Consider the following 19861-nt stretch of genomic DNA (forward strand, 5'->3'; position numbering starts at 1 on the left):
AGCACCGGCTCCTGCTCCGGCTGCTTCGGCGCCCGCGAAGGCTGCGCCGGCTGCGGCTGCGCCGGCCGCCGCGCCGTCGCGCGAGTACCGCGCGAGCCATGCGTCGCCGTCGGTGCGCAAGTTCGCGCGCGAGCTCGGCGTCGACGTGTCGCGCGTGCAGGGCTCGGGGCCGAAGGGCCGCATCACGAAGGACGACGTGACGAGCTTCGTGAAGGGCGTGATGACCGGCCAGCGTGCGGCGCCGGCCGCAGCAGCCGCGCCGGCAGGCGGCGGCGAGCTGAACCTGCTGCCGTGGCCGAAGGTCGACTTCTCGAAGTTCGGCCCGTTCGAGGCGAAGCCGCTGTCGCGCATCAAGAAGATCTCCGGCGCGAACCTGCATCGCAACTGGGTGATGATTCCGCACGTGACGAACAACGACGAAGCGGACATCACCGATCTCGAAGCGCTGCGTGTGCAGTTGAACAAGGAGCACGAGAAGGCGGGCGTGAAGTTCACGATGCTCGCGTTCGTGATCAAGGCAGTCGTCGCCGCGCTGAAGAAGTTCCCGACCTTCAACGCGAGCCTCGACGGCGACAACCTCGTGTTCAAGCAGTACTACCACATCGGTTTCGCTGCCGACACGCCGAACGGCCTCGTCGTGCCGGTGATCCGCGATGCGGACAAGAAGGGCCTCGTCGAGATCGCGAAGGAAATGGCCGAGCTGTCGAAGGCCGCGCGCGAGGGCAAGCTGAAGCCGGACCAGATGCAGGGCGGCTGCTTCTCGATCTCGTCGCTCGGCGGGATCGGCGGCACGCATTTCACGCCGATCATCAACGCGCCGGAAGTGGCGATCCTCGGGTTGTCGCGCGGCCAGATGAAGCCGGTGTGGGACGGCAAGCAGTTCGTGCCGCGCCTGACGCTGCCGCTGTCGCTGTCGTACGACCATCGCGTGATCGATGGCGCGGAAGCCGCGCGGTTCAATGCGTATCTCGGCGCATTGCTGGCCGATTTCCGTCGCATCATTCTTTGATGAGCGGGGAGAGTGCTCGCGGGGGCGTGGGTTTTGTTCTGTCGGTTATCCGCGCTCTGCCTTTGAACCTGTATTGCCAACGGTCTGCTAGCGTCGCCCCTGCGCGGGGCGGCGGTCACTTTTCTTTGTCTTCCAAAGAAAAGTAACCAAAAGAAAGGCGCGTCCTTGGGCGGACGGCAAAGGTGGTGCTGCCCAGGTTCGCGTTCTTTGGTCAGGCCGTAAGCGCGGTTCTCTGCGGGGTTCTCCCTCTCTGTCTGCAGCTAATCAAGAAGGGGACAGTCATGAGTCTCATCGAAGTCAAGGTTCCGGATATCGGCGATTTCAGCGGCGTCGATGTCATCGAAGTCAACGTGAAGCCGGGCGACGTGATCGAAAAAGAGCAGACGCTCATCACGCTCGAATCCGATAAAGCCTCCATGGAAGTGCCGAGCGACGTCGCCGGCACCGTCAAGGAAATCAAGATCAAGGCCGGCGACAAGGTCTCGCAAGGCACGGTCATCGCGCTCGTCGAAGCAGCAGAAGGCGCAGCCGCACCCGCGAAAGCGCCGGAGCCGGCCAAGCCCGCCGCAGCCGCGCCGGCGCCCGCCCCTGCAGCGGCACCGGCACCCGCGCCGCAAGCGGGCAGCTATGCGGGCGCCGCCGACATCGAGTGCGACATGCTCGTGCTCGGCGCCGGCCCCGGCGGCTACTCGGCCGCGTTCCGCGCGGCCGATCTCGGCATGAAGACGGTGCTCGTCGAGCGCTATTCGACGCTCGGCGGCGTGTGTCTGAACGTCGGCTGCATTCCGTCGAAGGCGCTGCTGCATACGGCGCTCGTCGTCGAGGAAGCCGAAGCGCTTGCCGCGCACGGCATCTCGTTCGGCAAGCCGCAGGTCGACCTCGACAAGCTGCGCGACTTCAAGGGCGGCGTCGTCAAGAAGCTGACCACGGGCCTCGCCGGCATGGCGAAGGCGCGCAAGGTCGAAGTGGTCACCGGTGTCGGTGCGTTCGTCGATCCGTTCCACATGGAAGTGCAGGGCGAGAACGGCAAGAAGGTCGTGAAGTTCAAGCAGGCGATCATCGCCGCGGGCTCGCAGGCGGTGAAGCTGCCGTTCATGCCGGACGATCCGCGTGTCGTCGATTCGACCGGCGCGCTCGAACTGCGTCAGCTGCCCAAGCGCATGCTGGTGATCGGCGGCGGCATCATCGGTCTCGAAATGGCGACGGTGTATTCGACGCTCGGCGCCGAGATCGACGTCGTCGAGATGATGGACGGCCTGATGATGGGCGCGGACCGCGATCTCGTGAAGGTCTGGGAAAAGTACAACGCGAAGCGCTTCGGCAACGTGATGCTGAAGACCAAGACGGTCGGCGCGGAAGCGAAGGAAGACGGGATCTACGTGAAGTTCGAAGGCGAGAAGGCGCCGGCGGAAGCGCAGCGCTACGACCTCGTGCTGGTCGCGGTGGGCCGCAGCCCGAACGGCAAGAAGATCGGCGCCGACAAGGCGGGCGTCGCGGTGACGGATCGCGGCTTCATCGAAGTCGACAAGCAGATGCGCACGAACGTGCCGCACATCTTCGCGATCGGCGACATCGTCGGCCAGCCGATGCTCGCGCACAAGGCCGTGCACGAAGGCCACGTCGCAGCGGAAGCCGCGCACGGCGAGAAAGCGTACTTCGACGCGCTGCAGATTCCGTCGGTCGCGTACACGGACCCCGAAGTCGCGTGGGCCGGCAAGACGGAAGACCAGTGCAAGGCCGAAGGGATCAAGTACGGCAAGGCCGTGTTCCCGTGGGCGGCTTCGGGCCGCGCGATCGCGAACGGCCGTGACGAAGGCTTCACGAAGCTGATCTTCGACGAGGAAACGCACCGCGTGATCGGCGGCGGCATCGTCGGCCTGAACGCGGGCGATCTGATCAGCGAAGTGTGTCTCGCGGTCGAGATGGGCGCGGACGCGGAAGATATCGGCAAGACGATTCATCCGCACCCGACGCTCGGCGAATCCGTCGGCATGGCCGCCGAACTGTACGAAGGCGTCTGTACCGACCTCCCGCCGCAGCGCAAGAAGTAACGCCACACCGTCGGCACAGCGATGTGCCGACGATGAAAGAAGAACGCCGCCGCCCGGACTGCCGGACGGCGGCGTTTTTGTTTGCCGGCGCACATGTCGGCCGCCGCGCGCGAGGGCCGGCGGTCTGCCGGCTTCGTGCGTTTTCCGTCGCTCCAAACGGAAAAGCCGCGCGTTGCGCGGCTTTTTCAGGAGCGAAGGACGCTTATGCGGCCGGCTTGCTCGAACGACGCGACGCAGCGGCGGTCGCAGCCTTCGTGGCGACAGCGGCAGCGGCGTTGAAGTTCGTTTCGGCGATTTCGACGGCTTGCTTCGTCGCCTTCTGAACCGTTTCGTACGTCGTGTTCGCGGCGTTCAGTGCCGACTTCAGCGCGGCGACGGCCGTTTCCGAGCCGGCCGGCGCGTTCTTCGCGACGTTGTCGACGAGCGCCTGGACCTTGCGGTTCTGCTCTTCGAATTGCGCTTCGGCGACCTTCGCGAACTCGGCTTGCGTCGACGACGCGATTTCATACAGGTGACGGCCGTACGACAGCACCTTTTCGGCGACCGGCTGCGTCAGGCTTGCCTGCAGCGCGAGCAGTTCCTGCGCATCCTTCGCGGACAGCAGACGCTGCGCGTTTTCCTGGCTCTCGACGAGCGTCGACTTTACGACTTGAAGGTTCAGTTCGATCAGCTTCTCGACGCCTTCGAACGCCTTGGTCGTCAGACCGAACAGGCTTTCGAGGTTGGCTTTCTGGGCAGCGGCGATTTGCTCCGGGGTCAGCAAGGACATGGTCTAGCTCCTGAAAAGCGATCACGTCGATCGCAGGGTAAGGGCACTACGCTGGGGAATGTCGGTGCCGCGACGCTTTGTGCAACGCAGCAATGAGGGCTATTTTAGGGCACAGAAAACTGTTGTCAAGCATTTTTGTGCGTTGCACAATCCTGACAAATTATCGACAAAACAACGAGTTATCGTGGTTCTTCGGAATCGGTTTCAGCCGCGTTCCCAGATGGTGCGCGCGTGCCCTTCATCGGCGCGCCGCACAATGGTTTTACGCCGGTAAACCTGACAGCCGCTTGGAACGTTATGCTTGTGTTCCTGTCGAAGAGCGCGCCGTTCCGACGGGCTTGCCGTGGCGACGTGCCGCCGCTACGGCCGGGATCGGCGCCGTTGGCGTGCCGAACGCCGATACGTAGTTCCCCCGCTTTAAATTGTTTCCAAAGTGACGTTATCTCAATTAACCGTGCGGTAATCGGGAGGCGGGCGCTGTCGGGCAGCGCGTCCCATGATTTTTTTCGATGGGAGCGGGCGGGACGATCGGCCAAATGCCGGTCGACCTTACATTCCGGTTTAACGACGATCGGTAAGTGCCTAATATTGCTCTTTTTTTAAGCTTTAACTACACTTGCGGGAACCTCCCGCCCGCTTTGTCCAGACCCCAATGAAAGCCGAATCGTTTTCACCACGCAGACTGTTGCAGAGCATGACGCTCGGCACGGCTGTGTCGGTCGCCGTTGCGCTGCTCGCGACCGCTGCGCCCGTCGACGCCTTCGCCGCGACCGCGAACGCGCATCACAGCGCCAAGAAGGCCGCTTCCGCTTCGTCCGCGAAGAAGAAGCCGGCCGCTGCTGCCGCCAAATCCGTCAAATCCGCGAAGGTCGCGTCGGCCGACGAGCCGCGCGCGAGAGTGTCGCGCAAGCGCGTGACGCTCGCCGCGAACGCGCACGGCCACCGTGCTGCGGTCCGCAAGGTCGCGTTCCAGCCGCGTCCGCCGAGCGTCGGCCAGGCGTTCGGCCTGCATGACACGCCCGATGCGCTCGCGCTGCGCTCGAGCGTCGCGTACGTCGTCGACCAGAACACCGGCGAGCCGCTGTTCGACAAGAATTCGCATGCCGTCGTGCCGATCGCGTCGATCTCGAAGCTGATGACCGCGATGGTCGTGCTCGATTCGAAGCTGCCGATGACTGACCAGCTCGAAGTCACCGACGAAGACCGCGATTACGAGAAGGGCACCGGCTCGCGCCTGTCGGTCGGTTCGGTGCTGTCGCGCGAGGACATGCTGCACATCGCGCTGATGGCGTCGGAAAACCGCGCGGCCGCCGCGCTGTCGCGCTACTACCCGGGCGGTCGTCCGGCGTTCATCGCCGCGATGAACGCGAAGGCGAAGGCACTCGGCATGGCCGACACGCATTTCGAGAATTCGACCGGATTGTCGAGCTCGAACGTGTCGAGCGCGCGCGACCTCGTGAAGCTGGTCAACGCGGCGTACCAATACCCGCTGATCCGCAAGTTCTCGACCGACCGTACGTACGAGGTGTACACGGGCAAGCGCAATCTGGTCTACAACAGCACGAACGCGCTGATTCGCGGCAACGGCTCGTGGGACATCGGGCTGCAGAAGACCGGCTTCATCAACGAGGCGGGCGAATGCCTCGTGATGCAGGCGACGATCCACGGCCGGCCGGTCGTGATGGTGCTGCTGGATTCGTTCGGCAAGTATTCGCGTTTCGCCGACGCGGCTCGCCTGCGCAACTGGCTCGACGCCGGCGGCGGCGAGCGGCTGACCGCAGCCAACACGGCGGCCGGCGGCACCTGATCCGGTGTGCGGCGGGTTTTCGCCGCGCCGATGCCGACAAAAAAGCCCCGCGGTCGCGGGGCTTTTTTTGCTTCACGCCGGCAGCGTTGCGGCGGCGCGCGTCATGCCTGCCGCTGCAATCCTTCCGTATCTTTTTCCGGAGCCGGCCGGTAGCCGAGCGCTTCCGAAATCGTGAGCGCGGTGCGGCTCAGCTGGCCGAGCCACGCGTCCTGCAAGCGGTCGGCCGGCGCCGACAGCGACAGACCCGCGACGAGCTTGCCCGAATCGTCGTAGATGCCGGCCGCGATGCAGCGCACGCCCAGTTCGAGCTCTTCGTTGTCGCGCGCGCACGATTGCTGGCGCACCAGCGCCAGTTCGCGTTCGAGTTTCGCGATGTCGGTAATGCTGTTCTGCGTATGCCCGGAAAGCCCGGTGCGCGTCGCGTAGGCGCGCACGCGCGACGTTTCGTCGGCCGCGAGGAACAGCTTGCCGACCGACGTCAGGTGCAGCGGCGCGCGGCCGCCGATCGCGCGCACGACCTGCATCCCGGAGCGCTCCGAATATGCGCGTTCGATATAGACGATCTCGTCGCCCTGACGTACCGACAGGTTCACGGTCTGCCCGGTCAGCCGATGCAGCTCCCGCATCGGCATCAGCGCCGCGTCGCGCACCGACAGGCGCGCTTTCACGAGGTTGCCGAGCTCGAGCAGCCGCATGCCGAGGCGATACGTACCGGGATCGGAGCGATCGACGAGGCGGCACGTGACCATGTCGTTGAGAATGCGGTGCGCGGTGGACGGATGCAGTTCGGTACGCTGGGCGAGGTCCTTCAGGCTGACGGGGTCGCTGTGCGCGGCGAGCGCGTCCAGCAACCGCATCATGCGTTCGATCACCTGGATCGACGTTTTGGAATCCGGAGTGGGTTGGCTCATGTCGGGGGAAAATCGGTTGACGCGTCAAGCGGTATTCGTCGATTGTATCTCGTATTGTGAAAAAAGCGAACGCCGTTCGAGGAAGTCCTCGTTTCCGGCAGGGCCGCTCGTACGCAAGCCGGCGTTGGTCTTGCCGGTCAAACGGCGGATAATGAGAGCCGTTTTCTCCAAGGAGCGCGTATGCGAGTCGGTTTGTTCGTGACCTGCCTGGTCGACCTGATGCGTCCGGAAATCGGCTTTTCCGCGCTCAAGCTGATTCGCGAAGCCGGCTACGAGGTCGTCGTGCCGTCCGCGCAGACCTGCTGCGGCCAGCCGGCCTACAACTCGGGCGAGCGTGCGCTCGCACGCGATCTCGCCGAGAAGGCGCTGCGCGAGTTCGAGCAGTTCGACTACGTGGTCGCGCCGTCCGGCTCGTGCGGCGGGATGATCCGCGCGCACTACGGCCACCTGTTCCGCGACGATCCCGAACTCATGGCGCGCTATGCGCGGTTCCAGCAGAAGGTGTACGAATTGACCGATTTCCTCGCGAACGTGGCAAAGGTCACGCTGCCGCGCGGCGAATTCGCGGGGCCCGTCACGTATCACGACTCGTGCTCGGGCCTGCGCGAGCTCGGCGTGAAGGCGCAGCCGCGCGCGTTGCTCGCGCAGCGCGGCGTCGCCGTCACCGAGATGAAGGACTGCGAGCACTGCTGCGGCTTCGGCGGTACGTTCGCGGTCAAGTACGGCGACGTTTCGGCCGCGATCGCCGACGAGAAGTGCGCGAACGTACGCGCGTCGGGCGCCGGCGCAGTCGTGCTCGGCGATCTCGGCTGCATGCTGAACATCGAAGGGCGGTTGCGCCGCACCGGCGACCGCGACACGCGCGTGCTGCACGTTGCGCAAGTGCTGGCGGGCGACGTCTGACGCCCGGTTCCGCTCACTTTCCCCGATACCGCGATGCAAGTCCAATCGATGCATTTCAAGGCACGCGCCGGCCAGAAGCTCGCCGATCAGCGCCTGCAGCAGAACCTGAAGAAGCTGTCGACGAAGTTCGTGTCCGCACGCGCCGACGCGATGACCGCGATCGACTTCCCGGCGACCCGTGCCGCGCTGAAGGCGCGCCGCAACCGCGCGCTGGAGAACCTCGACGTGTGGCTCGACGCGTTCGAGCGCGAGGCGACGCGGCGCGGTACGACGGTGCTGTTCGCGGAAACGACCGCGGACGCCGCGCGGCTCGTCGCGGACATCGCGCGCCGTCACGACGTGAAGAAGGTGATCAAGACGAAATCGATGGTGTCCGAGGAGATGCAGCTCAACGCCGTGCTCGCGGAGATGGGCGTGCAGTCGATCGAGACGGATCTCGGCGAATACATCCTGCAGATCAACGGCAACGAGCCGCCGAGCCACATCATTGCGCCCGTCGTGCACAAGGACAAGAACGAGATCGCCGACCTGTTCGCGCGTACGCACGGCCGCGCGCGGCTCACCGAGATTCCCGACATGACGCGCGAGGCGCGCGAAGTGCTGCGTCCGCATTTCATGTCGGCCGACATGGGCGTGACCGGCGGCAACTTCGTGATTGCCGAGACGGGCTCGGTCGCGATCGTGACGAACGAAGGGAACGAAGGGATGTGCACGGTGATGCCGCGCGTGCACGTCGCGGTGACCGGGATCGAGAAGGTGCTGCCGACGCTCGAGGATCTCGCGACCGCGATGCGCCTGCTGCCGCGCTCGGCGACCGGGCAGAAGACGTCGAACTATTTTTCGCTGCTGACCGGGCCGCGCGGCCCGGGCGACGAGGACGGACCCGAGCACAACTACGTGGTGCTCGTCGACGGCGGTCGCACCGGGCTGCTCGGCGGCGAGTTTCAGGAGATGCTGCGCTGCATCCGGTGCGGCGCATGCATGAATCATTGTCCGGTGTACCAGAAGGTCGGCGGCCATACGTACGGCTGGGTCTACCCGGGACCGATGGGGTCCGTGCTGACGCCCAGCTACGTCGGCCTCGATCGCGCGCTCGACCTGCCGCAGGCCGCGACGCTCTGCGGCGAGTGCGATAGCGTGTGCCCGGTCGGGATTCCGTTGTCGCAACTGTTGCGCACGCTGCGCGAAAAGCAGGTCGAGCGGCACCTGCGTCCGTGGCGCGAGCGGGCGGCGCTGGCCGCGTGGGGCTTCGTCGCCAGGCGGCCGCTGCTCTATGCGTTGACGACGAAGCTCGCGGTGCGCGTCCTCGAACGGCTCGGCGGCAGCGGCGGCACGCTGCGGCGGCTGCCGATGATGGCCGGATGGATGGATACGCGCGATCTGCCGACACCGACCGGCCGCACGTTCCGCGAACTGTACGCCGCGTCGCAAAGTCACCTCGGCTGACGACTGTTCGCACAACGGCAACAGTGCATTCGCTATTTACATATTTATCTTGATAGGTGCGGTCTATAGAATCCTGCCTGTACTCCCCGGAATCGGGTTCCGGGGAAGAGTCAAGGAGGTCCGCATCATGAGAAAGACAATATCGATGTACTGGCCGCTCGCGATCGTCGTACCGCTTGCTGCGGCCGCGTATCTGCACGCGATGTCCGACGCGCCGTCGCGCGGCCCGCTCGCGGTTCATCAGGCATCGGCCGAACTGGCACGCGCGGTATCGTTCGGGCTCGTCGGCGATTCCGCCAAGTCGCTCCCCGCTGCCGCGGGCGACGTCGCGCTTGCCGCGCCGAAGACGCTGTAATGCATCACGCCGTCGCTTTGCGCGACGGCGTGATGTCGGGCGCCTTTGTATAATGGCGCGTTCTTGTCCCACGCGGCCCGCCGCGGCTTTCCGATAGTGCGATGACCCGCGTAGCAATCTGTTTCGTCTGTCTGGGCAACATCTGCCGTTCGCCCACCGCCGAAGGCGTGATGCGTCATCAAATCGAGGTCGCCGGCCTCGCAGACCGCATCGACGTCGATTCGGCCGGCACCGGCGACTGGCATGTCGGCGAGCCGCCCGACTCGCGCGCACAAGCTGCCGCGCGCACCCGCGGCTACGATCTGTCGGCGCTGCGCGCCCGGCAGGTGAGCGCCGCCGATTTCGAGCGTTTCGATCTGCTGCTCGCAATGGACGAGGCCAATCTCGCGGAGCTGCGCCGCCGCTGCCCGCCGCAACATCGCGACAAGGTGCGGCTGCTGATGGAGTTCGCGCCGGATGCGAGCGAAACGGAAGTGGCCGATCCCTATTTCGGCGGTGCGCAAGGTTTCGAGCAGGTGCTCGATCAGGTCGAGCGCGCGTGCGCGGGCTTGCTGACGGCACTGCAAGCGCGAAGCGGGTACTGACGGCGGCTCGTTATTCAGCGACCTGCGAATACCCTTTCCAAGACATGGATACTTGACTAAAAACGTCAAATATTTATACTTGACCAAAATCGTCAAGATTGCAGTCCCCTAGACACCATGAGACTCACCACCAAAGGCCGTTTCGCCGTCACGGCGATGATTGACTTGGCACTGCGCCAGGAGCAGGGCCCGGTGACGCTTGCAGGCATCAGCCAGCGCCAGCGGATTTCGCTCTCGTATCTCGAACAACTGTTCGGCAAGCTGCGCAGGCATGAAATCGTCGAATCCGTGCGCGGGCCGGGCGGCGGCTACAACCTCGCGCGCCGTGCGCAGGACGTAACCGTTGCCGACATCATCATCGCGGTCGACGAGCCGCTCGACGCCACGCAGTGCGGCGGCAAAGGCACGTGCGACGGCTCGAAGCAGCCGGACGGCCATTGCATGACGCACGAACTCTGGTCGACGCTGAACCAGAAGATGGTCGAATATCTCGACTCCGTGTCGCTGCAGGATCTCGTCGATCAGCAGCGCGCACGCGAGGGCGCTCCGGCGGTGCTGCGCGACCGGCGTACGCCGGAACCCGTCGCGGCGGCACCCGAACCGGTGCGCACGATGCCGCTCGGTCCCAATTCCGTGTTCAACATCGCGAGTTCGTGAGCGCGAACGCGCGCGACCTCATAACGCACATAGTCCCTGCACAGAGTATCCGGAGCGACAGATGACCCAACAGACCCTCCACCTGCCCATCTATATGGATTACAGCGCGACGACGCCGGTCGATCCGCGCGTGGTCGACAAGATGGTGCCGTATCTGCGCGAGCAGTTCGGCAACCCCGCGTCGCGCAGCCACGCATACGGCTGGGACGCGGAGCGCGCGGTCGAGGAAGCGCGCGAGCAGGTGGCCGCGCTCGTGAACGCCGATCCGCGCGAGATCATCTGGACGTCGGGCGCCACGGAGTCGGACAACCTGGCGATCAAGGGCGCGGCGAACTTCTACAAGGGCAAGGGCAAGCACATCGTCACGGTGAAGACCGAGCACAAGGCCGTGCTCGATACGTGCCGTGAACTCGAGCGCGACGGCTTCGAGGTCACCTACCTCGACGTGAAGGAAAACGGCCTGATCGATCTCGACGTATTCAAGGCCGCGCTGCGCGCCGACACGATTCTCGTATCCGTGATGCACGTGAACAACGAGATCGGCGTGATCCAGGACATCGAGACGATCGGCGAGATCTGCCGCGAGAAGGGCATCGTGTTCCACGTCGATGCCGCGCAGGCGACCGGCAAGGTCGAGATCGACCTCGCGAAGCTGAAGGTCGACCTGATGTCGTTCTCCGCGCACAAGACGTACGGTCCGAAGGGCATCGGCGCGCTGTACGTGCGCCGCAAGCCGCGCGTGCGCATCGAAGCGCAGATGCACGGCGGCGGTCACGAGCGCGGCATGCGGTCGGGCACGTTGCCGACGCACCAGATCGTCGGCATGGGCGAAGCGTTCCGCATCGCGCGCGAGGAAATGGCGACCGAGAACGAGCGTATCCGCATGCTGCGCGACAAGCTGCTGCGCGGCCTGTCGCAAATCGAGGAAACGTACGTGAACGGCGACATGGAGCACCGTGTCCCGCACAACCTGAACATCAGCTTCAACTTCATCGAAGGCGAGTCGCTGATCATGGCGATCAAGGATGTCGCGGTGTCGTCGGGCTCCGCGTGCACGTCGGCGTCGCTCGAGCCGTCGTACGTGCTGCGTGCGCTCGGCCGCAACGACGAGCTCGCGCACAGCTCGATCCGCTTCACGGTCGGCCGCTTCACGACGGAGCAGGAAGTCGACTATGTGATCGACCTGCTGAACAGCAAGATCGCGAAGCTGCGCGAGCTGTCGCCGCTTTGGGAAATGCACCAGGAAGGCATCGATCTGTCGACGATCGAATGGGCCGCACACTGAACGCCGCATCGGAATACACCCGCGGGCGGATTGCGCACGCAGACGTAACGAGTCAAGGAGTCTGAGTCATGTCTTACAGCAACAAGGTTCTGGATCACTACGAAAACCCGCGTAACGTCGGTTCGTTCGCGAAGGACGACGACGCGGTCGGCACGGGCATGGTCGGCGCGCCGGCATGCGGCGACGTGATGAAGCTGCAGATTCGTGTCGGCGCCGACGGCGTGATCGAAGACGCGAAGTTCAAGACGTACGGCTGCGGTTCCGCGATCGCGTCGAGCTCGCTCGTCACCGAATGGGTGAAGGGCAAGACGCTCGACGAAGCGCTCGCGATCAAGAACACGCAGATCGCCGAAGAACTCGCGCTGCCGCCGGTGAAGATCCACTGCTCGATCCTCGCGGAAGACGCGATCAAGGCAGCCGTGGCCGACTACAAGAAGCGCCACGACACGAAGGAAAGCGATCAGGCAGCGGCCTGAGCGCGAGAGCGGCTTGTGAAGGGAACGCGGCGCGCCTTACGTGACGCGCCGCGGCAAGGACATCATGGCAATTACACTGACCGAAAAAGCAGCACAGCACGTCCAGAAGTACCTCGTCCGCCGCGGCAAGGGTGTGGGCCTGCGGCTTGGCGTTCGCACGACCGGGTGCTCGGGGCTCGCGTACAAGCTCGAGTATGTCGACGAGCTCGCCCCTGAGGATCAGGTGTTCGAGAGCCATGGCGTGAAGGTCGTCGTCGACCCGAAGAGCCTCGCCTACATCGACGGCACCGAGCTCGACTTCGCGCGCGAAGGCCTGAATGAAGGGTTCAAGTTCAACAACCCGAACGTCAAGGACGAGTGCGGCTGCGGCGAATCGTTCCGCGTGTGACGCGGGCGTTTCCGCACGATGCGGGCAAGAGGCGGCACGAGCCGCCTTTTTAATGTGCGGCGTTTGCCGCACCACGAACCGGAATTGAACGCGACGATGGTTTCGCTGAAAGACAGCCACTTCGATCTGTTTCATCTGCCGGCGCAATTCGCGCTCGACGAAGCGGCGCTTGATGCCGCGTATCGCACGGTGCAGACGCAGGTGCATCCGGACCGTTTCGCCGCGGCCGGCGATGCGCAGAAACGCATCGCGATGCAATGGGCGACGCGCGCGAACGAAGCGTATCGCACGCTGCGCGATCCGCTGAAGCGCGCGACCTATCTGCTGTCGCTGCGCGGCGTCGACGTCGGCGCGGAAAACAACACCGCGATGGAGCCGGCATTCCTGATGCAGCAGATGGAGTGGCGCGAAGGCATCGAGGATGCCGCGGCCGCTCGCAACGTCGACGCGCTCGATGCGCTGCTTGCCGAATTGCGCGACGAAAAGCGCGTGCGCCTGGAGCGCCTCGGCACGCTGCTGGACAACGGCGCCGATCAGGCTGCCGCCGAAGCCGTGCGTCAGCTGATGTTCATTGAACGCGTCGCGTCGGAAGTGACCGCGCAGATCGAGCGTCTCGAAACTTAACCGCGTGCCTCGCGGCACGCGCAGCAAACGGGCCGAGCGCCCGAACGAACCAAGATGGCTTTACTGCAAATTTCCGAACCGGGCATGGCGCCGGCGCCGCATCAGCGGCGACTCGCCGTCGGGATCGACCTCGGCACGACGAACTCGCTCGTCGCGGCCGTGCGCAACAGCGTGCCCGAAGTGCTGCCGGACGAGGCGGGCCGCGTGCTGCTGCCGTCGGTGGTCCGATATCTGGAGAAGGGCGGCCGCCGTATCGGTCATGACGCGAAAGCGCAAGCCGCGACCGATCCGCGCAACACGATCGTGTCGGTCAAGCGCTTCATGGGGCGCGGCAAGGCCGAGGTCGAAGGTGCGGCGAATGCGCCGTACGAATTCGTCGACGCGCCGGGCATGGTGCAGATCCGCACCGTCGACGGCGTAAAGAGTCCGGTCGAAGTGTCGGCCGAGATTCTGGCGACGCTGCGCCAGCGCGCCGAAGACACGCTCGGCGACGAGCTGGTCGGCGCGGTGATCACGGTCCCCGCATATTTCGACGATGCGCAGCGCCAGGCGACGAAAGACGCCGCGCGACTGGCCGGCATCAACGTGCTGCGGCTGCTGAACGAGCCGACTGCTGCCGCGATCGCATACGGTCTCGACAACGCTGCGGAAGGCCTCTACGCGGTGTACGACCTCGGCGGCGGCACGTTCGATCTGTCGATCCTGAAACTGACGAAAGGCGTGTTCGAGGTGCTGGCTGCGGGCGGCGACTCCGCGCTCGGCGGCGACGATTTCGATCACGCGCTGTTCGACCACGTGCTCGCGCAGGCCGGCATCGACGCGCAGACGCTCGCGCCCGAGGACGTCCGGCTGCTGCTCGATCGCGTGCGCGTGTTGAAGGAGGCGCTGTCGTCCGCGCCGCAGGCGTCGCTCGACGTGACGCTGTCGAGCGGCGTGCGGCTCGTGCAGACGATCGCGCACGACACGTTCGCGTCGCTCGTCGAGCCGCTCGTGCAGCGCACGCTGACGCCGACGCGCAAGGCGCTGCGCGACGCGCAGGTGACGACAGCCGACATCAAGGGCGTCGTGCTGGTCGGCGGCGCGACGCGCATGCCGGTGATTCGCGCGGCCGTCGAGCGGTTTTTCGGCCAGCCGCCGCTCGTCAATCTCGATCCGGATCAGGTCGTCGCGCTCGGCGCGGCGATCCAGGCCGATCTGCTCGCGGGCAACCGCGGCAATGGCGACGACTGGCTGCTGCTCGACGTGATTCCGCTGTCGCTCGGCGTCGAGACGATGGGCGGGCTCGTCGAGAAGATCATTCCGCGCAATTCGACGATTCCGATCGCGCGTGCGCAGGAATTCACGACGTTCAAGGACGGGCAGACCGCGATGGCGATCCACGTCGTGCAGGGCGAGCGCGAGCTCGTCGCCGACTGCCGGTCGCTCGCGCGCTTCGAGCTGCGCGGCATCCCGCCGATGACGGCCGGCGCCGCGCGGATCCGCGTCACGTACCAGGTCGATGCGGACGGGCTGCTGTCGGTGTTTGCGCGCGAACAGCAGTCGGGCGTCGAGGCGTCGGTCGTCGTGAAGCCGTCGTACGGCCTCGCCGACGACGACATCGCGAAGATGCTCGAGGACAGCTTCAAGACCGCCGAAGTCGACATGCGCGCGCGCGCGCTGCGCGAGGCGCAAGTGGAGGCGCAGCGGATGATCGAGGCGACGCAGGCCGCGCTCGCCGCGGACGGCGAACTGCTCGATGCGGCCGAACGCGCGCGGATCGACGCGCTCGTCGCCGCGCTGGCTTCGATCGCGCCGGGCGACGACGCGGACGCGATCGAAGCGGCGACGAAGGCGCTTGCCGACGGCACCGACGAATTCGCGGCGCGCCGGATGGACAAGAGCATCCGCCGCGCGCTGTCGGGCCGCCGCCTCGACGACATCTGACCGAATCGCTGCGCGTCGGCCGGCGACGGCCCGCGCGATATTGAACCGTGCGGCGCTCGACGCCGCACCCTGACTGACGGAACGGACATGCCTCAACTGGTGGTGCTGCCTCACGTCGAACTGTGCCCGGACGGCGCAGTGATCGACGCGACGCCCGGCAAGAGTATTTGCGACAACCTGCTCGACAACGGAATCGAGATCGAACACGCATGCGAGAAGTCTTGCGCGTGCACGACGTGCCACGTCGTGATCCGCGAAGGCTTCAACGAGCTCGATCCGTCCGAAGAGGACGAGGACGACCTGCTCGACAAGGCGTGGGGCCTCGAGCCGACGTCGCGGCTGTCGTGCCAGGCGATCGTGAAGGAGGACTCTGATCTCGTCGTCGAGATTCCGAAGTACTCGATCAATCACGCGAAGGAAAATCACTGACGGGTCGGCACTGCCGGCGGGGCGGTTCCCGTTCGGCGGCCCGGCCGCGCACGCGGGAGAGCAGGCAATGAAATGGACCGATTCGCGCGAAATCGCCATCGCGCTTGCAGACAAGCATCCGGACGTCGATCCGCAGCGCATCAACTTCGTCGATCTGCGCGAATGGGTGATCGCGCTCGACGGCTTCGACGACGATCCGAATCGCTCGGGCGAGAAGATCCTCGAAGCGATCCAGGCGCACTGGATCGACGAATCGGACTTCGACGACGAAGACTGAGCGGCGCGGCGGCGTGATGCGCCGCGCCTCTTTTTCCCGATGAAGAGAAACGGCTCGCGATGCGGATGCATCGCGAGCCGTTTTCGTTGTCGCGTCGCGCAGGGCGCCGAATTGCCGGCCGGCGGCCCGCGCGTCGTCAGCCTTACGCGCCGACGAGCGTCCCGTTCTCGATACGGACGCGCTGTCCCTGACCGAACGGCGGCGGGTTGTGGTACGTGAACGTCCGCGTCGCGCCGTTTTCCATCTGAACCTGCACGCGATAGTCGGTTTCCGCGCGTACCTGCTTCTCGACCTGGTTGCCGGCGAGACCGCCGCCCAGCGCACCGAGGATCGTCATCGCGGTGCGGCCGTTACCGTGCCCGAACTGGTTGCCGAGCAGGCCGCCGGCCGCCGCGCCGCCGACCGCGCCGATCCCGGAAGCTTGACCCGGCGTGCGCGTCTGCGTGATCGCGACCACCGTGCCGCAGGTCTGGCAGTAGGCCGGTTGAGCCGGCGCGGACGGTTGCTGCGCGTATTGCGGCGGCTGCGGCGCCGGCGTACGGCGATGAGCCGTCGAAGTATGACGAGGCGCGGGCTTCGGCTCCGCCTGCGCGGCCGCCTTTTGCTCGGCCGCCTGTTGTGCTGCCTGCTGTTGCGCTTGCGCGGCCTGTGCGGCGCTTGCCGCGGCGGCCGTATCGACGGCCGGCTGCGACGCGATCAGCGCGGCCTGGGTCTGGCCGTTCTGCGCATCGGCGCTGCCGGCTTTCGGGAACACGCCGGTGATCGCCGCAGTGGCCGCGAGGCTCGCGACGATGACGGCGCCCGCCGCGGTGGCGATCAGCGGGTGCAGGCGTTGCTTTTGCGGCGTGGTCTGAATCTGGTTGTCCATTTTCTGTTCTCCTGTATCGACCCGCTCGCGCGTGCGCGGCTGAGACGGGTCCCACGCGCGAGGTCGATCGAAGACGGCGTACCTGCCGCGCTCCGGCCTCGTGGTCATGCGTGGTGATGCATCAGGAGTGTCGTCCACGCGGAAGGCGGCCGGCGTATCAAGGTGTAACGAATTGCAGTGACGCGCGCGCCGTCATGACAGGGAAAACCCGGACGACGCCGATACGACAACGGAATAAAACGGGGGAGGATCGGTAGCCGGCGAACGCCGGCAGGCAGGATTTACGCGCCGTTACAAAGCGCGTGCGCGCCGAGCGCGGCGCATACGCGCGCGGCGGTCAGTCTTCGCGGCGCAGATGCGGGAACAGCAGCACGTCGCGGATCGTCGGGCTGTCGGTCAGCAGCATCACGAGCCGATCGATGCCGATCCCGCAGCCGCCGGTCGGCGGCATCCCGTATTCGAGCGCGCGAATGTAGTCGGCGTCGAAGAACATCGCTTCCTCGTCGCCGGCATCTTTCTGCTCGACCTGCTTCTTGAAACGGGCGGCCTGGTCTTCCGGATCGTTCAGCTCGGAGAAGCCGTTCGCGATTTCGCGGCCGGTGATGAACAGCTCGAAACGCTCGGTGATGCCCGGCACCGTATCGGACGCGCGTGCGAGCGGCGACACCTCGACCGGATAGTCGATGATGAACGTCGGCTCCCACAGCTGCGCTTCGGCCGTTTCCTCGAACAGCGCGAGCTGCAACGCACCGATGCCCGCGTTCAGGAACGCCGGCTGCGTGACGTCGACGCCGAGCCGCTTCAGCTCGTTGCGCAGATACGCGTCGTCCGACAGCTGGCGGTCGGTGTACTGCGGTGCGTACTTCTGGATCGCCTGCGTGATCGTCAGCCGATGGAACGGCTGCGCGAGGTCGAGTTCGCGACCCTGATACTGGATCGTCGCGGTGCCCAGCGCATCGATCGCCGCCTGGCGGATCAGTTGCTCGGTGAAGTCCATCAGCCAGCGGTAGTCGGTGTACGCGGCGTAGAACTCCATCATCGTGAATTCCGGGTTGTGGCGCGGCGACACGCCTTCGTTCCGGAAGTTGCGGTTGATCTCGAACACGCGTTCGAAGCCGCCGACGATCAGGCGCTTCAGGTACAGCTCCGGCGCGATGCGCAGGAACATCTGCATGTCGAGCGCGTTGTGATGCGTGACGAACGGCTTCGCGGCTGCGCCGCCCGGAATCGGGTGCAGCATCGGCGTCTCGACTTCCATGAAGTCGGCGTCGCTCATGAACTTGCGGATCGACGCGATCGTCTTCGTGCGCGCACGGAACGTGTCGCGCGTTTCCGGCGTGACGATCAGGTCGACGTAGCGCTGGCGGTAGCGCATTTCCTGGTCGGCGAGCCCGTGGAACTTGTCCGGCAGCGGGCGCAGCGACTTCGACAGCAGGCGCAGCTCCTTGCACTGGACCGACAGCTCGCCCTTGTTCGTGCGGAACAGCACGCCGCGCGCGGCAACGATATCGCCGAGATCCCACTTCTTGAACGCGTCGTAGGTGTCGGCGCCGACGTCGTTCGGCGTCACGAAGAACTGGATCTGGCCCGAACCGTCCTGCACCGTCGCGAAGCTCGCCTTGCCCATCACGCGCTTGAGCATCATGCGGCCGGCCACCGCGACCTCGACCGGATCCGCTTCGAGCGCCGCCTTGTCCGACTCGGCGAACTTCGCCTGCAGGTCGGCCGCGTGATGCGTCGGCCGGAAATCGTTCGGATAGGCGACGCCTTGCTCGCGCAACGCGCGCAGCTTCTCGCGGCGCTCGGCGATGATCTGGTTCTCGTCCGCCGCGACGGCGGGCTGCGTTTGGGTCGGTTCGGTCATGATGGTCGGAATTCGGAATGGGTGCGGCGACGCAAGCGGGAAGGGCGGCGCGGACCTGCCGCGCCGCGGCGCTTACACGCCCTGTTTGAGGCTCGCGCTGATGAAGTCGTCGAGATCGCCGTCGAGCACCGCCTTCGTGTTGCTCATTTCGACGTTCGTGCGCAGATCCTTCACGCGGCTCTGGTCGAGCACGTACGAGCGGATCTGGTGACCCCAGCCCACGTCGGTCTTGCTCGACTCGAGCTTGTCCTGCTCGGCCTGACGCTTGCGCATCTCGGCTTCGTACAGCCGCGACTTCAGCATCGCCATCGCTTCGGCGCGGTTGCGGTGCTGCGAGCGGTCGTTCTGGCACTGCACGACGATGCCGGTCGGCATGTGCGTGATCCGTACCGCCGAGTCGGTCTTGTTGATGTGCTGACCGCCCGCGCCCGACGCGCGGTACGTGTCGATGCGCAGGTCGGCCGGGTTGATCTCGACTTCGATCGAGTCGTCGATCTCCGGATACACGAACACCGACGAGAACGACGTATGGCGGCCGCCGGACGAATCGAACGGCGACTTGCGCACGAGGCGGTGAATGCCGGTTTCGGTGCGCAGATAGCCGTATGCGTATTCGCCGGTTACCTTGATCGTCGCGTTCTTGATGCCCGCGACGTCGCCGTCGGACTCTTCGAGCACTTCGGCCTTGAAGCCCTTGCGCTCGCAGTAGCGCAGGTATTGGCGCAGCAGCATCGACGCCCAGTCGCAGGCCTCGGTGCCGCCGGCGCCGGCCTGGATGTCGATGAAGCAGTTGTTCGGGTCGGCCGGGTTCGAGAACATCCGGCGGAATTCGATGTCGGCAACGCGGGCTTCGAGCTTCGCGGCGTCTTCTTCGGATGCGACGAGCGTGTCTTCGTCGCCTTCGTCGCGTGCGAGCTCGAACAGGTCGAGCGCATCGCGCAGATCGCTATCGAGCTGCGTGAGCGTCGTGACGACGCCTTCGAGCAGCTTCTTTTCGCGGCCGAGCGCCTGGGCGTTCTTCGAATCGTTCCAGACGTTCGGGTCTTCCAGTTCCTTGTTGACTTCGGTCAGACGCGCAGCTTTGGCGTCGTAGTCAAAGATACCCCCGGAGCTCGCCCGCGCGGTTGCGCAGGTCGAGCAGGAGGCTTTCGATCGCGTTGAGACGTTCCGCTTCCATGATCGTTCGCTGTTCTTGCTTCGTAAAAAAGCGGAATTATAGCCGATCGGCCAGCTTT

At 65.5% G+C, this 19861-nt stretch carries 20 protein-coding genes; 15 read left to right on the forward strand and 5 right to left on the reverse strand.

Annotated features, from left to right (window positions below; translation table 11 throughout):
- Both BUB20358_RS13710 and lpdA read left to right on the forward strand, forming a co-directional pair.
- The coding region (locus BUB20358_RS13710; RefSeq protein ID WP_174905078.1) for a dihydrolipoyllysine-residue acetyltransferase at window positions 1-1009 on the forward strand (1009 nt) is incomplete at its 5' end.
- Window positions 1010-1290: 281 nt separating this feature from the next.
- Window positions 1291-3060, forward strand: a complete 1770-nt coding sequence (lpdA, locus tag BUB20358_RS13715) for a dihydrolipoyl dehydrogenase (protein ID WP_035972099.1) — start codon at window positions 1291-1293, stop codon at window positions 3058-3060.
- A gap of 202 nt (window positions 3061-3262) precedes the next feature.
- Here the strand turns inward: lpdA and BUB20358_RS13720 are convergent, their stop codons facing one another.
- A complete protein-coding gene (locus tag BUB20358_RS13720; protein ID WP_006763928.1) occupies window positions 3263-3829 on the reverse strand; it encodes a phasin family protein in 567 nt (188 codons plus the stop codon).
- A gap of 652 nt (window positions 3830-4481) precedes the next feature.
- Between BUB20358_RS13720 and pbpG the strand changes: the two genes are divergently transcribed.
- A complete protein-coding gene (gene pbpG, locus BUB20358_RS13725) occupies window positions 4482-5636 on the forward strand; it encodes a D-alanyl-D-alanine endopeptidase (protein WP_006763929.1) in 1155 nt (384 codons plus the stop codon).
- Window positions 5637-5737: 101 nt separating this feature from the next.
- On the opposite strand, the gene BUB20358_RS13730 is transcribed toward pbpG, so the two are convergent.
- On the reverse strand, window positions 5738-6547 hold the full coding sequence (locus BUB20358_RS13730) for an IclR family transcriptional regulator (RefSeq protein ID WP_006763930.1): 810 nt from the start codon (window positions 6545-6547) through the stop codon (window positions 5738-5740).
- A gap of 180 nt (window positions 6548-6727) precedes the next feature.
- On the opposite strand from BUB20358_RS13730, the gene BUB20358_RS13735 reads away from it, so the two are divergent.
- From BUB20358_RS13735 to iscX, 12 genes are all read left to right on the forward strand, one after another.
- Window positions 6728-7450 carry a (Fe-S)-binding protein gene (locus tag BUB20358_RS13735; RefSeq protein ID WP_006763931.1) on the forward strand — a complete coding sequence of 241 codons (723 nt, stop codon included), beginning with the start codon at window positions 6728-6730 and terminating at the stop codon, window positions 7448-7450.
- A gap of 33 nt (window positions 7451-7483) precedes the next feature.
- Window positions 7484-8896, forward strand: coding sequence for a lactate utilization protein B (locus BUB20358_RS13740; protein ID WP_006763932.1), 1413 nt, complete (start codon window positions 7484-7486; stop codon window positions 8894-8896).
- Between the two features lie 127 nt (window positions 8897-9023).
- Window positions 9024-9251 (forward strand): hypothetical protein, encoded by a 228-nt coding sequence (locus BUB20358_RS13745; RefSeq protein ID WP_006763933.1) that lies wholly within the window; start codon window positions 9024-9026, stop codon window positions 9249-9251.
- 101 nt (window positions 9252-9352) lie between these two features.
- Window positions 9353-9835 carry a low molecular weight protein-tyrosine-phosphatase gene (locus BUB20358_RS13750; RefSeq protein WP_006763934.1) on the forward strand — a complete coding sequence of 161 codons (483 nt, stop codon included), beginning with the start codon at window positions 9353-9355 and terminating at the stop codon, window positions 9833-9835.
- A 117-nt stretch (window positions 9836-9952) separates the two neighbouring features.
- Window positions 9953-10492 (forward strand): Fe-S cluster assembly transcriptional regulator IscR, encoded by a 540-nt coding sequence (gene iscR / locus BUB20358_RS13755; protein WP_006763935.1) that lies wholly within the window; start codon window positions 9953-9955, stop codon window positions 10490-10492.
- Between the two features lie 61 nt (window positions 10493-10553).
- On the forward strand, window positions 10554-11777 hold the full coding sequence (locus BUB20358_RS13760; protein WP_035972100.1) for an IscS subfamily cysteine desulfurase: 1224 nt from the start codon (window positions 10554-10556) through the stop codon (window positions 11775-11777).
- Window positions 11778-11845: 68 nt separating this feature from the next.
- Window positions 11846-12253, forward strand: a complete 408-nt coding sequence (gene iscU, locus BUB20358_RS13765) for a Fe-S cluster assembly scaffold IscU (protein ID WP_006763936.1) — start codon at window positions 11846-11848, stop codon at window positions 12251-12253.
- Window positions 12254-12317: 64 nt separating this feature from the next.
- Window positions 12318-12641, forward strand: a complete 324-nt coding sequence (iscA, locus tag BUB20358_RS13770) for an iron-sulfur cluster assembly protein IscA (RefSeq protein WP_011885413.1) — start codon at window positions 12318-12320, stop codon at window positions 12639-12641.
- Window positions 12642-12737: 96 nt separating this feature from the next.
- Window positions 12738-13265, forward strand: coding sequence for a Fe-S protein assembly co-chaperone HscB (hscB, locus tag BUB20358_RS13775; RefSeq protein WP_035973324.1), 528 nt, complete (start codon window positions 12738-12740; stop codon window positions 13263-13265).
- 54 nt (window positions 13266-13319) lie between these two features.
- Complete coding sequence (gene hscA / locus BUB20358_RS13780) at window positions 13320-15188, forward strand: Fe-S protein assembly chaperone HscA (protein WP_006763939.1); 1869 nt, start codon at window positions 13320-13322, stop codon at window positions 15186-15188.
- Between the two features lie 87 nt (window positions 15189-15275).
- On the forward strand, window positions 15276-15617 hold the full coding sequence (gene fdx / locus BUB20358_RS13785) for an ISC system 2Fe-2S type ferredoxin (protein ID WP_006401949.1): 342 nt from the start codon (window positions 15276-15278) through the stop codon (window positions 15615-15617).
- A 67-nt stretch (window positions 15618-15684) separates the two neighbouring features.
- Window positions 15685-15894, forward strand: a complete 210-nt coding sequence (gene iscX / locus BUB20358_RS13790; RefSeq protein ID WP_006412879.1) for a Fe-S cluster assembly protein IscX — start codon at window positions 15685-15687, stop codon at window positions 15892-15894.
- Between the two features lie 142 nt (window positions 15895-16036).
- Here iscX and BUB20358_RS13795 read toward each other — a convergent pair whose 3' ends face one another.
- The 3 genes from BUB20358_RS13795 to prfB all read right to left on the reverse strand — a co-directional run bounded on the left by BUB20358_RS13795 (window position 16037) and on the right by prfB (window position 19803).
- Window positions 16037-16762: a glycine zipper 2TM domain-containing protein gene (locus BUB20358_RS13795; protein ID WP_035972102.1), complete on the reverse strand. Its 726-nt coding sequence runs from the start codon at window positions 16760-16762 to the stop codon at window positions 16037-16039.
- Between the two features lie 337 nt (window positions 16763-17099).
- Window positions 17100-18626 carry a lysine--tRNA ligase gene (gene lysS / locus BUB20358_RS13800; protein WP_006763941.1) on the reverse strand — a complete coding sequence of 509 codons (1527 nt, stop codon included), beginning with the start codon at window positions 18624-18626 and terminating at the stop codon, window positions 17100-17102.
- Window positions 18627-18698: 72 nt separating this feature from the next.
- A protein-coding gene (gene prfB, locus BUB20358_RS13805; protein WP_105773950.1) for a peptide chain release factor 2 occupies window positions 18699-19803 on the reverse strand; the annotation gives its coding sequence in 2 pieces (ribosomal slippage) (window positions 18699-19721 and window positions 19723-19803; 1104 coding nt in all).
- Window positions 19804-19861: the final 58 nt, after the last annotated feature.

The sequence above is a fragment of the Burkholderia dolosa genome, from assembly GCF_902499135.1.
GTDB classification, from domain to species: Bacteria; Pseudomonadota; Gammaproteobacteria; order Burkholderiales; family Burkholderiaceae; genus Burkholderia; species Burkholderia dolosa.

Coding starts and splice junctions, on each gene's coding strand:
- lpdA (WP_035972099.1), top strand. CDS start 1,291: ATGAGTCTCATCGAAGTCAAGGTTCCGGATATCGGCGATTTCAGCGGC.
- BUB20358_RS13720 (WP_006763928.1), bottom strand. CDS start 3,829: ATGTCCTTGCTGACCCCGGAGCAAATCGCCGCTGCCCAGAAAGCCAAC.
- pbpG (WP_006763929.1), top strand. CDS start 4,482: ATGAAAGCCGAATCGTTTTCACCACGCAGACTGTTGCAGAGCATGACG.
- BUB20358_RS13730 (WP_006763930.1), bottom strand. CDS start 6,547: ATGAGCCAACCCACTCCGGATTCCAAAACGTCGATCCAGGTGATCGAA.
- BUB20358_RS13735 (WP_006763931.1), top strand. CDS start 6,728: ATGCGAGTCGGTTTGTTCGTGACCTGCCTGGTCGACCTGATGCGTCCG.
- BUB20358_RS13740 (WP_006763932.1), top strand. CDS start 7,484: ATGCAAGTCCAATCGATGCATTTCAAGGCACGCGCCGGCCAGAAGCTC.
- BUB20358_RS13745 (WP_006763933.1), top strand. CDS start 9,024: ATGAGAAAGACAATATCGATGTACTGGCCGCTCGCGATCGTCGTACCG.
- BUB20358_RS13750 (WP_006763934.1), top strand. CDS start 9,353: ATGACCCGCGTAGCAATCTGTTTCGTCTGTCTGGGCAACATCTGCCGT.
- iscR (WP_006763935.1), top strand. CDS start 9,953: ATGAGACTCACCACCAAAGGCCGTTTCGCCGTCACGGCGATGATTGAC.
- BUB20358_RS13760 (WP_035972100.1), top strand. CDS start 10,554: ATGACCCAACAGACCCTCCACCTGCCCATCTATATGGATTACAGCGCG.
- iscU (WP_006763936.1), top strand. CDS start 11,846: ATGTCTTACAGCAACAAGGTTCTGGATCACTACGAAAACCCGCGTAAC.
- iscA (WP_011885413.1), top strand. CDS start 12,318: ATGGCAATTACACTGACCGAAAAAGCAGCACAGCACGTCCAGAAGTAC.
- hscB (WP_035973324.1), top strand. CDS start 12,738: ATGGTTTCGCTGAAAGACAGCCACTTCGATCTGTTTCATCTGCCGGCG.
- hscA (WP_006763939.1), top strand. CDS start 13,320: ATGGCTTTACTGCAAATTTCCGAACCGGGCATGGCGCCGGCGCCGCAT.
- fdx (WP_006401949.1), top strand. CDS start 15,276: ATGCCTCAACTGGTGGTGCTGCCTCACGTCGAACTGTGCCCGGACGGC.
- iscX (WP_006412879.1), top strand. CDS start 15,685: ATGAAATGGACCGATTCGCGCGAAATCGCCATCGCGCTTGCAGACAAG.
- BUB20358_RS13795 (WP_035972102.1), bottom strand. CDS start 16,762: ATGGACAACCAGATTCAGACCACGCCGCAAAAGCAACGCCTGCACCCG.
- lysS (WP_006763941.1), bottom strand. CDS start 18,626: ATGACCGAACCGACCCAAACGCAGCCCGCCGTCGCGGCGGACGAGAAC.